The 12,521-nt window shown below is 72.5% G+C and carries 13 protein-coding genes; 3 read left to right on the top strand and 10 right to left on the bottom strand.

Features of this window, described 5'->3' with window-relative positions; all coding sequences use genetic code 11:
- Positions 1 to 164: 164 nt before the first annotated feature.
- The 5 genes from ACZ4TG_RS32115 to ACZ4TG_RS32095 form a co-directional block, all read right to left on the bottom strand.
- A complete protein-coding gene (locus ACZ4TG_RS32115) occupies positions 165 to 323 on the bottom strand; it encodes a hypothetical protein (protein ID WP_468169670.1) in 159 nt (52 codons plus the stop codon).
- 32 nt (positions 324 to 355) lie between these two features.
- Positions 356 to 1,312, bottom strand: a complete 957-nt coding sequence (locus ACZ4TG_RS32110) for a cytochrome c oxidase assembly protein (protein WP_468169668.1) — start codon at positions 1,310 to 1,312, stop codon at positions 356 to 358.
- 93 nt (positions 1,313 to 1,405) lie between these two features.
- Positions 1,406 to 2,434, bottom strand: a complete 1,029-nt coding sequence (locus tag ACZ4TG_RS32105; RefSeq protein WP_468169665.1) for a 6-phosphofructokinase — start codon at positions 2,432 to 2,434, stop codon at positions 1,406 to 1,408.
- A 190-nt stretch (positions 2,435 to 2,624) separates the two neighbouring features.
- Positions 2,625 to 3,353 (bottom strand): type 1 glutamine amidotransferase, encoded by a 729-nt coding sequence (locus ACZ4TG_RS32100; protein ID WP_468169662.1) that lies wholly within the window; start codon positions 3,351 to 3,353, stop codon positions 2,625 to 2,627.
- Positions 3,354 to 3,373: 20 nt separating this feature from the next.
- Positions 3,374 to 4,612 (bottom strand): MurT ligase domain-containing protein, encoded by a 1,239-nt coding sequence (locus ACZ4TG_RS32095; RefSeq protein ID WP_468169659.1) that lies wholly within the window; start codon positions 4,610 to 4,612, stop codon positions 3,374 to 3,376.
- 122 nt (positions 4,613 to 4,734) lie between these two features.
- Here ACZ4TG_RS32095 and def point away from each other — a divergent pair, with 122 nt between their 5' ends.
- Positions 4,735 to 5,307, top strand: a complete 573-nt coding sequence (def, locus tag ACZ4TG_RS32090) for a peptide deformylase (protein ID WP_468169656.1) — start codon at positions 4,735 to 4,737, stop codon at positions 5,305 to 5,307.
- 41 nt (positions 5,308 to 5,348) lie between these two features.
- Here def and ACZ4TG_RS32085 read toward each other — a convergent pair whose 3' ends face one another.
- Positions 5,349 to 5,993, bottom strand: coding sequence for a TetR/AcrR family transcriptional regulator (locus tag ACZ4TG_RS32085; RefSeq protein ID WP_468169653.1), 645 nt, complete (start codon positions 5,991 to 5,993; stop codon positions 5,349 to 5,351).
- Positions 5,994 to 6,207: 214 nt separating this feature from the next.
- Here ACZ4TG_RS32085 and ACZ4TG_RS32080 point away from each other — a divergent pair, with 214 nt between their 5' ends.
- On the top strand, positions 6,208 to 7,437 hold the full coding sequence (locus tag ACZ4TG_RS32080; protein WP_468169650.1) for an acyl-CoA dehydrogenase family protein: 1,230 nt from the start codon (positions 6,208 to 6,210) through the stop codon (positions 7,435 to 7,437).
- A 76-nt stretch (positions 7,438 to 7,513) separates the two neighbouring features.
- Here the strand turns inward: ACZ4TG_RS32080 and ACZ4TG_RS32075 are convergent, their stop codons facing one another.
- Together ACZ4TG_RS32075 and ACZ4TG_RS32070 are read right to left on the bottom strand one after the other, a co-directional pair.
- Complete coding sequence (locus ACZ4TG_RS32075) at positions 7,514 to 8,188, bottom strand: LppU/SCO3897 family protein (protein ID WP_468169647.1); 675 nt, start codon at positions 8,186 to 8,188, stop codon at positions 7,514 to 7,516.
- A 68-nt stretch (positions 8,189 to 8,256) separates the two neighbouring features.
- Positions 8,257 to 8,694 (bottom strand): SRPBCC family protein, encoded by a 438-nt coding sequence (locus ACZ4TG_RS32070; RefSeq protein ID WP_468169644.1) that lies wholly within the window; start codon positions 8,692 to 8,694, stop codon positions 8,257 to 8,259.
- A gap of 155 nt (positions 8,695 to 8,849) precedes the next feature.
- Here ACZ4TG_RS32070 and ACZ4TG_RS32065 point away from each other — a divergent pair, with 155 nt between their 5' ends.
- Positions 8,850 to 9,035: a DUF5999 family protein gene (locus ACZ4TG_RS32065; RefSeq protein ID WP_468169641.1), complete on the top strand. Its 186-nt coding sequence runs from the start codon at positions 8,850 to 8,852 to the stop codon at positions 9,033 to 9,035.
- 175 nt (positions 9,036 to 9,210) lie between these two features.
- On the opposite strand, the gene ACZ4TG_RS32060 is transcribed toward ACZ4TG_RS32065, so the two are convergent.
- Both ACZ4TG_RS32060 and ACZ4TG_RS32055 read right to left on the bottom strand, forming a co-directional pair.
- Positions 9,211 to 11,235 carry an ATP-binding protein gene (locus ACZ4TG_RS32060; protein WP_468169638.1) on the bottom strand — a complete coding sequence of 675 codons (2,025 nt, stop codon included), beginning with the start codon at positions 11,233 to 11,235 and terminating at the stop codon, positions 9,211 to 9,213.
- Between the two features lie 159 nt (positions 11,236 to 11,394).
- On the bottom strand, positions 11,395 to 12,405 hold the full coding sequence (locus ACZ4TG_RS32055) for a fibronectin type III domain-containing protein (RefSeq protein ID WP_468169635.1): 1,011 nt from the start codon (positions 12,403 to 12,405) through the stop codon (positions 11,395 to 11,397).
- Between the last annotated feature and the right edge of the window lie 116 nt (positions 12,406 to 12,521).

Raw genomic sequence — 12,521 nt, 5'->3', positions numbered from 1 at the left:
GGCACGGCCGGAGGTTCATCCGGGGACCGACGGGAACCGGCCGAAAAGCGGGGGAGGGCGCCGGACAGCGGCCCGCAGGTCCCCGGGGCACCGCGTGGGGCGGCGTCCGTGGCGGGGGCCGGGCACGGGCGGGGAGGGAGGGCGCCGGGGGAGCCGCACCGGGCTCAGGTGCTGCGCGAAGCGGCCATTCCGGCGGTCAGCAGACCCAGCACCACCCAGGCGAACCACAGCCAGCCGTTGCTGCCGATCGCCACGGAGTACGTGGCGATCGCCACCAGGGCGGCGAAGGTCATGACGGCCATCGTCTTAACGGATCCGGTCATGCCCCATGGTGGCTCCAGAAGGCGGTGCTCCGCTACTGGCCACGCGCTTGGAGTGAGGCGAGATAGGAGTTGTAGGCCTCCAGCTCCTGGTCACCGTTGCGGTCCGCCGCCCGGTCCGAGCGCTTCGCGGCCCGCTGCTCCGAGTGGTACCACTGGTAGATGAGGGCGATCAGCACCAGCACCGAGGGGATCTCGCTGAAGGCCCAGGCGATGCCGCCGCCCCACTGCTGGTCGAGCAGGGCGTCGATGCCCAGGGAGGCCGACGGGTGCGCGTACGTCTTGATCATCGGCTCGCTCGCCATCATCAGGGCGATGCCGAAGAAGGCGTGGAAGGGCATGCCGGCGAAGAGCTCCAGCATCCGCATCACGTAGCCGGGGCGCTGCGGGCCCGGGTCCACGCCCATGATCGGCCAGAAGAAGATGACGCCGACCGCCAGGAAGTGCACCATCATCGCGATGTGCCCGGTCTTCGATTCCATGAGGAAGTCGAAGAGCGGGGTGAAGTACAGGCCGTAGAGGCTGGCGATGAACATCGGAATCGTGAAGGCCGGGTGCGTGATCACCTTCATGTACCGGCTGTGCAGCAGCATGAGCAGCAGCTCGCGGGGCCCCTTGTGGCCGCGCGGGGCGGGCGGAAGCGCCCGCAGGGCCAGCGTCATCGGGGCGCCCAGCAGCAGCAGGATCGGGGTGATCATGCTGATCACCATGTGCTGGACCATGTGCACGCTGAACATGACCATGCCGTAGTCGTTCAGCTTGGTGCACATCACCAGGACGACCGTCAGCACGCCGACGGCGAAGGCGACCGTCCGGCCCAGCGGCCACGCGTCACCGCGCCGGCGCAGCCTCAGGACGCCCCATCCGTACAGGGCGAGTCCCAGCAGGGAGCCGATGAGGAAGAACCCGTCGAAGGAGAACTCCAGCCCCCGTCCGAGAGTGAAGGGCGGCAGGTCCATGTCCATGTCCATGCCGTGCCCGCTGTGATCCATCTGTTCACTCCCTCGACCCGTGGTGCCCCACCACAGTAGTGCCGCCCCCGGGCGCCGAAGCGTCCGGGGGCGGTGTCGGAACGGGGGGAAACATCACAGAACGTTCTGGGCCTCTTCGTAGCGCTCGGTCGGCACCGTCTTGAGGGTCTGCACGGCGTCCGCGAGCGGCACCATCACGATGTCGGTGCCGCGCAGGGCGGTCAGCATGCCGAACTCGCGCCGGTGCGCGGCCTCCACCGCGTGCCAGCCGAAGCGGGTGGCGAGCACCCGGTCGTACGCGGTGGGCGTGCCGCCGCGCTGGACGTGGCCCAGGATCACCGGACGGGCCTCCTTGCCGAGGCGGTCCTCCAGCTCGACCGCGAGCCGGTTGCCGATGCCGGCGAACCGCTCGTGACCGTACATGTCGGTGCCGCCCTCCTCCAGGGCCATCGAGCTTCCCGCGGCCGGCTTGGCGCCCTCGGCGACCACGACGATCGCGAACCGCTTGCCCGCCGAGAAGCGCTCGCCGACGATCGCGGTCAGCTCGTCGATGTCGAAGGGACGCTCCGGGACGACGATCGCGTGCGCGCCGGCCGCCATGCCGGAGTGCAGGGCGATCCAGCCCGTGTGCCGGCCCATGACCTCGACGACCATCACCCGCTGGTGGGACTCGGCGGTGGTCTTCAGCCGGTCCAGGGCCTCCGTGGCCACCCCGACGGCCGTGTCGAAGCCGAAGGTGACGTCGGTGGACGCGATGTCGTTGTCGATGGTCTTCGGGACGCCGACGATCGGCAGGCCGCCCTGGGAGAGCAGGTTCGCGGCCTTCAGGGTGCCCTCGCCGCCGATGGGGATGATGGCGTCCAGGCCGAGGTCCTCGACGTGGCCGCGGGCCCGCTCCACGCCGTCGCGCAGATGCGCGGGCTGGACCCGGGAAGAGCCGAGGATGGTGCCACCGCGCGCCAGGATGCCGTTCACGGCGTCCAGGTCGAGCTTGCGGTAGTCGCACTCCAGCAGACCCCGCCAGCCGTCGTGGAAGCCGATCACCTCGTCGCCGTGGTCGACGACGGCGCGGTGCACGACGGAGCGGATGACGGCATTGAGGCCGGGGCAGTCGCCTCCGGAAGTGAGCACACCAATGCGCATGGCAGGAAGAACCTTTGCAACGTGGGCCGACGACCGGACCACGTCGTCCGGTTGGAACTACCCGTCACCCTACAAGCGGATCCCCGGTGGACTGAACCATCCTCCACATGCTGGTCATACTCGTCGTACGAACACACGTCGGCCCGGATCCCTCGGGGGAATCCGGGCCGACGGCCACATGACCTGTGGGTTAAGCGGGCTGCGTGGCCGCCGCGATCCGCTCGTCGCGCAGCGCCTCGTACCAGCGGTCGTCTATGGCCGGCAGCGCGTTCACGTCGAGGGCCAGCTTCAGCAGCAGGTCCGCGATCTGCGGGTTGCGGGCCATCACGGGGCCGTGCATGTAGGTGCCGAAGACCGTGTCGTTGTACGCGCCCTCGGTGCCGTCCCCGGTGCCGTTGCCGCGGCCGAGCCGGGTGCGGGCGAAGGGCCTGGCGGTCGGCCCGAGGTGCGTGACGCCCTGGTGGTTCTCGAAGCCCGTCAGCGGGGGCAGGCCCAGGCGCGGGTCGATGTCCGCGAGGACGTCGCCGACGCACCGCTCGCCCTCGCCGCGCACGGTGACCACGTCCAGCAGGCCGAGGCCCTGCTGGCGCTCGCCCATGTCGTTGACGAACTCCTGGCCGAGGATCTGGTACCCGGCGCAGACCGAGAAGACGATCGCCCCGTTCGAGACGGCCCGCTCCAGACCGCCGTCGCGCAGCAGGCGCTCCGCGGCCAGCCGCTGCGGCCGGTCCTCACCGCCGCCGATGAGGTAGATGTCGCCCGAGGTGGGGATCGGCTGGTCGCTGCGCACGTCCACGCGCTGCACGTCCAGGCCGCGCTGGCGCGCCCGGCGCTCCACGACGAGGGCGTTGCCCTGGTCTCCGTAGGTGCTGAGCAGGTCGGGGTAGACCCAGACCAGACGCAGGCTGTTGTCGCTCATGCTCTTGTCCTCTGTGGGTACTAGTTGCCGACGCGGCGGCGCACGTCCTGGAAGGCGGTGTAGTTGGCGATCAGCTCGATCTGTCCGGGCGGCGCCAGCTGCACGGCCTCGTCGAGGGTCTCGCAGACACGGAAGTCCAGGCCCGCGACCTCCAGGCGGACCGCCAGGTCCAGCTTGCGGTCGCCGATCACGAAGATCGGGTGGCCGGCCAGGCGCGGGTAGTCCACGTCCCACAGCCACGAGGTGTCGGTGCCGTCGGCGCCGCGCGCGTTCACCGACAGGATCACCGGGGTCGGCGGCGGGTCGATCAGCGAAAACGTTTCGAGCCAGCCCGCCGGGTTCTTGGCGAGCAGCAGCCGCAGCTCGCGGCCCATGAAGCTGACCACGTCGTAGCGGCCGGCGACGGCCTGCACCTGGTACATCCGCTCCAGCGCGACCTGCGGCGGGACGCCGAACACGGCGGCCACGGCGGCCGAGGTGGCGGCGTTCGCCTTGTTGGCGCGGCCGGGCAGCTGGAGGTGGATCGGCCAGGCGCTGCCGTGCGGGTCCAGCACGTGGTCGCCGGAGAGCACCCAGCTCGGGGTGGGGCGGCGGAAACCGCACTCGCCGCAGAACCAGTCGTCGCCCGGACGCTGCATGACGCCACCGCAGGAGGGGCACGACCAGGCGTCGTCCTTCCACTCCTGGCCGGCCGCGACCCACACGACGTTCTGCGAGGACGAGGCCGACCACACGATCAGCGGGTCGTCGCAGTTCGCGACGATGACCGCCTTGGAGCCCTGGAGCCCCTCGCGCCACTTCTCCGCGAGCATGCGGGTCTCGGCGGCGCGGTCCAGCTGGTCACGGGAGAGGTTCAGCAGGGCGATCACCTTGGGGGTGACGTCCCGGGCCACTCCGGCCAGGTACTTCTCGTCGACCTCGATGACGCCGTACTTGGCGTCCGAGCCGCCGGCCAGCGCCGAAGTGATGCCGGCCGGCATGTTCGCCCCGAGGGCGTTGGAGACGACCGGCCCGCTGGCCCGCAGGGCCTCCGCGATCAGCCGGGTCGTCGTGGTCTTGCCGTTCGTCGCGGAGACGAGGACGACATCGAGATGCTGCGCCAGCGCGCCGAGGAGATCGGGGTCGAGCCTGAGTGCGACCTTGCCACCGATCACCGATCCGCTTCCGCGTCCCGCGGCCCGCGACACCGCCGCCGCGGCCTTGCCCGCCGTCACGGCCAGCTTGGCCCGCGGCGAAAGCGGCTCCGTGTTGCCTGCCATCGTCCCTTGTCCTCCTTGCGTCGGTCGGCCCCAGCCTATCCAGTACCGGCCGGAGCCTTGACCGCGGCGCCCCAGGGGCGCCGCGGATCCCTCATATATTCGCCCGTCGTACCCTTACGGCCATGCGACAGCGCCCCATCCCCGGTACCACCGGACTCGTCCGCACCATGAGCCTGCTGGGTGATCCGGTGCTCCACTCCGCCTGCGCGGAGGTCACCGCATTCGGTCCGCCCCTCGACCGGCTGATCGAGGACATGTTCGCGACGATGTACGCCGCCCAGGGCGTCGGCCTGGCCGCGAACCAGGTCGGCGTCGGGCAGCGCGTGTTCGTCTACGACTGCCCCGACGACGAGGACGTCCGCCACGTCGGGCACATCGTCAACCCCCGCCTGGTGACGGCCGACGGCGACGAGTACCGCGGCCCCGAGGGATGCCTCTCGCTGCCCGGCCTGGAGGCCGGCACGGTCCGCTTCGACCGTGCGGTCGTCGAGGGCGTCACCTCCGACGGCTCGCCCGTGCGGATCGAGGGGACCGGGTTCTTCGCGCGCTGCCTCCAGCACGAGTGCGACCACCTCGACGGCACGGTCTACGCGGACCGGGTCACCGGTTGGCGGGGCCGGAAGCTGCTGCGGGCCGTCCGCAAGACGCAGTGGGGCGCCCAGGGGCTCGTACGGCTGGAGCGGTCCGGGGCGTAACCCCGGAGCTCCCCGCGCCCGGCGTACCCGCGGCCCCGGCTTCAGAAGCCGGGGCCGTCCTCGCGGTTGCCGGCCGTGGCCAGCCGGCCCCACAGCAGGTCGGTGAGGCCGGCCACCAACTCCGCGCGGTCACAGGGGCGTTCGCCGAGCCACCAGTCGCCGGCGGCGTGCATCATGCCGACGATGCCGTGGCCCCAGATCCGGGCGAGCCGGTCGCCGCCGGGGCCGAGGTCGACGCGCTCGCCGATGACCTGGGCCAGCTCCTCGCCGAGGCGGCGCAGCAGCGGGGCCGAGTGCAGGCCGACGTCGAAGCCGCGCTCGGCGGCGTGCGAGTCCTCGGCCGGATGCATCAGGAAGCGGTAGACCTGCGGACGCGCCTCGATGGCGGCGAGGTAGGTGTCCAGGGTGGCCTCGACGCGGCTGCGGCGCTCGGCCGGGGCGTCGAGCGCGGCCCTCAGCGAGTCGAGCAGCCCGTCGGTGTGCCGGACGGCGAGCGCCTGGTAGAGGCCCGCCTTGTCGCCGAAGTGCCGGTAGAGGATGGGCTTGGTGATGCCCGCCTCGGCCGCGATGGCGTTCATGGAGGCCTTCGGGCCGTCCCTGAGCACCACCCGGTCGGCGGCTTCGAGCAGTTCCCGTCGCCGGCGCTCGGCCGCTCCCGGTTCCCCGGCCTGCTGAGTGGTCTCCATGACGTGTTTCTCTCCCCGCCCTTGCGATGTGCGTGACGCACACGCAACGTAACACCCCGCGCACCCCGGTCATCGAATCGGCGGCGTCCCCGCGGCCGGTCCCCGCCGCGCTTGACAGTGCTTACCGGGCGGTAACAGACTGTGTTCATTGATCTAGTTACCGCTGGTAACTGCCTACTGGTAACTGCACGTGCATGAGACAGCTGGAGGGGACATGGCGGAGTTCACCATGGAGCTCAACGAGGACCAGAAGCAGGTGCGCGACTGGATCCACGGCTTCGCCGCCGACGTGATCCGGCCCGCGGCCGCGGAATGGGACGAGCGCGAAGAGACTCCGTGGCCCGTCATCCAGGAGGCCGCGAAGGTCGGCATCTACTCCCTGGACTTCTACGCGCAGCAGTTCTTCGACCCGACCGGCCTCGGCATCCCGATGGCCATGGAGGAGCTCTTCTGGGGTGACGCGGGCATCGCCCTGTCGATCGTCGGCACCGGGCTGGCCGCCATCGGCGTCGTCGCCAACGGCACCGAGGAGCAGATCGGCACCTGGATCCCGCAGATGTACGGGGACCAGAACGACGTGAAGGTCGCGGCGTTCTGCTCCTCCGAGCCCGACGCCGGCTCGGACGTCGGGGCCATGCGCACCCGCGCCGTCTACGACGAGGCCAAGGACGAATGGGTGCTCAACGGCACCAAGACCTGGGCGACCAACGGCGGCATCGCCAACGTCCACATCGTCGTCGCCGTGGTGGACCCCGACCTCGGGACCAAGGGGCACGCCTCCTTCATCGTGCCGCCGAACACCCCGGGCCTCTCCCAGGGCCAGAAGTTCAAGAAGCACGGCATCCGCGCCTCGCACACCGCCGAGGTGGTGCTGGAGGACTGCCGGATCCCCGGCTCCTGCCTGCTCGGCGGCAAGGAGAAGCTGGACGAGCGGCTCGCGCGGGCCCGCGAGCGGGCCCGCGCCGGGGGCGGCGAGAGGGTGAAGAACGCCGCCATGGCCACCTTCGAGGCCTCCCGCCCGGCCGTGGGCGCGATGGCCGTCGGCACCGCGCGCGCCGCCTACGAGGTGGCCCTGGACTACGCCAGGACCCGTACCCAGTTCGGCCGCCCGATCATCGACAACCAGGGCGTGGCCTTCCAGCTCGCCGACATGCGGACCCAGATCGACGCGGCCCGGCTGCTGGTGTGGCGGGCCTCCTGGATGGCGGTCGCCGGCAAGCCCTTCACCTCGGCGGAGGGCTCGATGTCGAAGCTGTTCGCGAGCGAGGTGGCCAAGAAGGTCACCGCGCAGGCGGTGCAGATCCTCGGCGGCAACGGGTTCACCCGCGAGTACCCGGTGGAGCGCATGCACCGCGACAGCGCCATCTACACCATCTTCGAGGGCACGAGCGAGATCCAGCGGCTGGTGATCGCCCGCACCCTCTCGGGGATGCCGATCCGCTAGCGCGCGCCGGCTCCCGGACGCGACGGTGCCCCCGCGGGCTTTCCTCCCGCGGGGGCACCGCTGTCGCACGGCCGGGTCAGCTCGTCGCCACGCCGATCACGAAGAGCGCCGCGAGCGACAGGAAGCCCAGCACCATCGGGATGCCGATGATCAGTGCCGGCGGCCGCTGGTACAGCGGCTTGCCCGGGTCGAGCGGGGGCCGGAACCCGCCCGAGGGGGCCGCGAGCTTCCGGAAGGCGGACCAGGGGACGAGGTTCAGCAGCACCGTGAACGGCGTGATGAGCATCGACATCGGACCCCACCAGCCCTGCCACAGCGTCTTCGCGGACATGTCCCGCACGACGGCCGTACCGCAGTCGCGGCAGAACGGCCCGTCCGTGCTCAGGAACCGCATCATCAGGAGCAGGCCCTGGTGGCCGCGGACGGTCCCGGGCGCGGCCGGCTGGGCCCCGCACAGGCGGCAGCCGTAGCCGCCCTGGTGCACGGGCTGCGGGGCGGCGTACGGAGCGCCCTGCTGGGGCACGCCCGTCGCGGCGTACGGATTGCCCTGGCCGGGCTGCTGCGGCTGCGCGTACGGGCCGCCGCCCTGGCCGGGCTGGGGCTGCGCGTACGGGTTGCCGTGCCCCGGCTGAGGCTGAGCCTGCGGCTGCGCGTACGGGTTGCCGTGGCCGGGCTGCGGCTGCTGCTGCGCGTACGGGTTGTTCTGGTGCTGCGGGCCGGTGCCCTGCTGCGCCGGTGGCGGAGTGGCCACGGAAGGTCCCCTCGAACGAGTCGGATCGGTCACCGGGAGCGGTGATCAAGGCACCCTAGCCGGATTCGTCATGCCCCCAACAACCGGCGCAGGGCCCGCCCGAAGAGGAAGCGCCCCGCCACCGGGACGAGCGGGTCGAGCAGGCGGCCGATGCCCCCCAGGCTCAGCTCCTCGCGCCAGTGCACCTCCGTCCCGGACGGCGCCAGGGCCCGGATCTCGATCTCCGCCCAGCCCCGTACGGCCCGGCCGTGCTTCACCAGGCGCACCAGCCCCGCGGCGCCCTCCGCGGGGGGCTTCCAGACGGTGACTTCCATCGGGTCGTCCCATGTGAGCCTGCCCACGCCCGTGCGCGCCGTGAACAGCGTCCCGACGTGCGTCGGCGGCGGCGTCTCGATGATCGTCCGCGTGAAGGGGACCTGTGCGCCGTGGCGCTCCCAGTCCGTCAGCCGCAGCCAGGCCTCGGCCGGCTGGAGGGTCGTGCGGTGAACGATCCGGATAGCGGGCATGAGCGCATGGTAATCGGGCATACACACCCTGAACTGGACCACGAATATGGGTTCCGTCCAGGGGTGGCGATCAGTAATACTCACCGCCACCGTGGATCGCGGATTCGACCGGGTGACCACCGGCCCTCCCGCCCCACACTGCGAGGAGGTGCGCCTTGTGCTCCCACCAGCCCCCCTGCCCGACCGCCGACAGCGCCGATCACGACGCCGCCCGCACGGTGGCCTTCCACCCCGAACAGGGCTGGAGCCTGCTCTGCAACGGCGCGGTGGTCTTCGACGACACAGGTGAACTGCTCCCCGACGGCCGCACGGTGGAACCCCGCCGCCCGGCCCTGGTCTGAGCCGAGGAGGCAGCATGCGCCAGCAGCTGATCCGCAAGCCCGTCCCCAAGCCCGCACCCCGAGACCTGGACCTGCGCACACCGTCGGGCAGACCCCTCCCGTACTGACGGGAGCCGATGGAACGCCGGCCCGCGGCGGCGAGTCTTCGTCGTGCCGGGCGTCCGCCGGCTGCCGGTCAGCCGGTGGCCGCCGCCGCGCCGCCCTGGAAGGCCGTCTCGTAGGCCGCGTCGCCGATCGCCGCGCGGGCCTGCCGCTCGCCCTCGTCGCGCAGGGCCGTCAGCGCGGGTGAGCCGCCCATCTGCGGCCGCCCCACCGTGCGCCACCAGGCGTGCCCGGTGCCCAGCAGCCGCGCCGCCAGTTCCCCGTCGCCCAGGGCCGCCACCGCCGCCGCGAGCAGGTCCAGGCCGAGCGCGATGCCGAAACGGTCGCCCAGCAGGCGCTTGCCGGACAGCATGGCCCTGACGTGCCGGGCCGCCTCACCGTGGTGCCCCAGGCCCAGCGCCGCCATGGCCAGGATGTAGTCCGCGTACGCCCGCAGCCAGCGCTCGCCCAGCTCCGTGCACGCCTCGCGCAGACCCCGCGCCTCCTCGGCGGCCTCCTCGAAGCGTTCGAGGTCGCACAGGGCGAAGCCGGTCGCCAGCCGGCACAGCAGCCACCCGGCCCCGCTCGCACGGCCGCCGTGGCCGGCCCGGGCCCGGGGGCCGGCCAGCCCGAGCGCCTGGGCGGAGTCGCCCGGCATCATCACCGCCACCGCGTGCAGATAGGCGGCGCGCAGTTCCCGCTCCGGGTCCGCCAGCCGGTCCGCCGCGCGGGTGCACTCCTCGCCGAGCTTGCGGGCCGCGTCCAGGTCGCCCTGGAGCAGCGCCGTCAGGCCCAGTGCCCACAGCGCCTGCGTGTACGCGGCGCCCGTGTGCGGACCCGCGTGCAGGGACCGCTCCAGGAACGCCCGGCCCTCGTGGACGTGCCCGCACGCGAACCAGAAGAACCAGAGCGCCCCGGCCATCTCCTGCGCCGCCGTCGGATCGGAATCCAGCAGCTGCTCCAAGGCCGTACGCAGCTGCGCGTGCTCGGCGGTCATCCTGCGGTACCAGTCCACCTGGCCCGGGCTCATCCACCCCCGGTCGGCGGCCTGGGCGAGCGCCAGGTACCAGTGCGCGTGCCGGTCGGCGACCGTGCGGACCTCGTCCAGCTCCGCCAGCCAGTCGTGCCCGTACTCGCGGATCGTGTCCAGCATCCGGTAGCGGGCCCCCGCCCCGCGCTCCTCGGTGCGCCGGACCACGGACTTGGCCACCAGACCCGCCAGCACCCGTTCCACCCGCGACGCGGGGAGCGGGCCGCCCGAGCAGACCGCCCGCGCGGCGGCCACGTCGAAGTCCCCGGTGAACACCGACAGCCGGGCCCAGAGCAGGCGTTCCACCGGCTCGCACAGCTCGTGGCTCCAGCCGATCGCGGTGCGCATGGTCTGGTGCCGGGGGAGCCGCGCCGCGCTGGTGTCGGCCAGTACGTCGAACCGCGCGCCAAGCCGCTGCGCCATCTGCTCCAGGGTCCACAACCGCAGCCGGGCACCGGCCAGTTCCAGGGCGAGCGGGATCCCGTCCAGGCGGCGGCACACCTCGGCCGCGACGGCCGTCCGTTCCGGGTCCTCGAAGGCGGCGGCGGCCAGCGGGGTCGCCGCGACGGCCCGCTGGCGGAAGAGGAGGAGCGCGTCGCTGTCGGGCCCTTCGAAGGGCAGTGGACGGACCTCGACGAGCTGCTCGCCGGGACTGCCGAGCGGCTCGCGCGAGGTGGTCAGCACCGTCAGCCCGGGTGCGGACTGGAGGAGTTCACCCACCAGGTGGCGGCATTCCGGGATCAGGTGCTCGCAGGTGTCCAGGACCAGCAGGAGGTTCTTGTCGGCCATCCACGCGCACAGCTCCTCGTCGAGGGCGCGTGCGGAGTGGTCCGCGAGCCCGACGGCATGGGCCACGGTCGCGCTGAGCAGACCGGGGTCGCGCAGCGGCGAGAGTTCCACCCACCAGACCCCGTCGGGCCGGTCCCGGCCGGCCGCGGCGGCGGCCCGCAGCGCCAGGCGGGTCTTGCCGACGCCCCCCACCCCGGTCAGGGTGATCAGCCTTCGGACCCTCAACAGGCCTTCGAGGTCGAGCAGTTCACGTCCCCGACCGACGAAGCCCGCCGATTCCGGCGGGAGGTTTCCGGGCACGGCACCGGAGTCTGGCCCAGGACCGCTGCCTGCGGGATCTGGCTGATTGTTGTTGACCGAGTACTCACCGAACACGGAAGTATTGTGCGCGATCTCCTTATCCGGCAGTGCCGTTCGGTCAGATCGCCGCCGGATCCCGTCCGTGGCGGGGGTGCGGTCTCAGCCCGCGAGAACGACGCGGAGCTCCGGGGTGAAGGCTCCCCAGTTGCCGTCGGGCAGCCGTGCGCGCAGTTTCACCGCCCACACCGTACCGGCGGGCTCGGTGACCGCGACCCGGTGCTCGACGCGCCCGGCGCCGGACGGGACGGAGGCGCCGGCGCCGAACTGGATGACGGTGACCGGCTGTCCGTTGACGTAGAGCTGGTACTCACCGGTCCGCCGGCCGGTCGCCGGGGCGGTCCAGGAGAGGTCGACGGCGCCGGGGGAGGCGGTCGCGGTGAACCCCGCCGGTGCGGTGTCCGGCCCCTGGCCCGGGTCGGGAGCCGTGGTGAGCTCCACGGCCGGGCTGTCGGGGGAGGAGTTGTCGGCGCCGTCCCGGGCCCGGACGGTGAAGGTGTAGCGGGTGTCCGGCTGGAGCCCGCTCAGGGTGGTGCCGCTCTCGCCGGGGCCGGCCGTGTGGATCCGGACGCCGCCCTGGTAGACGTCGTACGCCGTGACGCCCGTGTCGTCCGTGGCCGCGGTCCAGTTCAGCCGGGCGGCCCGGGCTCCGTCCGCGCGGCCCGTGACGGTGGCCGGGGCGGACGGGGCGCCGCGGTCCTCGGCCTTGGCGGCGGGGGTGGTCACCTGCGCGGGCGCGCTGAGGGGGGAGCGGTTCCCGGCGGCGTCCTTGGCCCGGACCGTGAAGGCGTAGGAGGTCTGCGGAGCCAGACCGGTGATGTCCACCATCGTCTTCTCGGCCGGGAGGTCGCGGACCAGGTGGCCGGCCTGGAACACCTGATACCCGGTCACCCCGTCGGAATCCGCGGCGACTTGCCACATGACGTGCACGGAGGTGGCGCTGCCCGCCTGGGCGGTGAGGCCGGCCGGGGCGTGCGGGGGATCGGTGTCGGCGCCCGGGGCGCAGGCCGTGAGGGCGGCGAGGGCCGCGAGCGCGGTGAGGGCCGGGCGGAGGGGGAGCGCGGGGGCGGTGCCTCGTCCCGGGTGCCGCGAGGATCGTGCGGGGTGTCGCAAGGGAGGTGCCTTCCGCCGCTCGCTCGTAAAGGTCTAGACATATATGGCACGGGCTGCGGTGGCCGGGCAAGACCCCGGTGGCCCGCGCGGGGTCCGGCCGCGGCGGGGGTCGTCGA

The sequence above is a fragment of the Streptomyces sp. NPDC028314 genome (genome assembly GCF_055565795.1).
This window is presented reverse-complemented; position numbering and strand designations above follow the sequence as displayed.

Excerpts from the sequence above, each read along its gene's own strand:
- ACZ4TG_RS32115 (WP_468169670.1), bottom strand. The coding sequence starts at position 323 with ATGACCGGATCCGTTAAGACGATGGCCGTCATGACCTTCGCCGCCCTG.
- ACZ4TG_RS32110 (WP_468169668.1), bottom strand. The coding sequence starts at position 1,312 with ATGGATCACAGCGGGCACGGCATGGACATGGACATGGACCTGCCGCCC.
- ACZ4TG_RS32105 (WP_468169665.1), bottom strand. The coding sequence starts at position 2,434 with ATGCGCATTGGTGTGCTCACTTCCGGAGGCGACTGCCCCGGCCTCAAT.
- ACZ4TG_RS32100 (WP_468169662.1), bottom strand. The coding sequence starts at position 3,353 with ATGAGCGACAACAGCCTGCGTCTGGTCTGGGTCTACCCCGACCTGCTC.
- ACZ4TG_RS32095 (WP_468169659.1), bottom strand. The coding sequence starts at position 4,612 with ATGGCAGGCAACACGGAGCCGCTTTCGCCGCGGGCCAAGCTGGCCGTG.
- def (WP_468169656.1), top strand. The coding sequence starts at position 4,735 with ATGCGACAGCGCCCCATCCCCGGTACCACCGGACTCGTCCGCACCATG.
- ACZ4TG_RS32085 (WP_468169653.1), bottom strand. The coding sequence starts at position 5,993 with ATGGAGACCACTCAGCAGGCCGGGGAACCGGGAGCGGCCGAGCGCCGG.
- ACZ4TG_RS32080 (WP_468169650.1), top strand. The coding sequence starts at position 6,208 with ATGGCGGAGTTCACCATGGAGCTCAACGAGGACCAGAAGCAGGTGCGC.
- ACZ4TG_RS32070 (WP_468169644.1), bottom strand. The coding sequence starts at position 8,694 with ATGCCCGCTATCCGGATCGTTCACCGCACGACCCTCCAGCCGGCCGAG.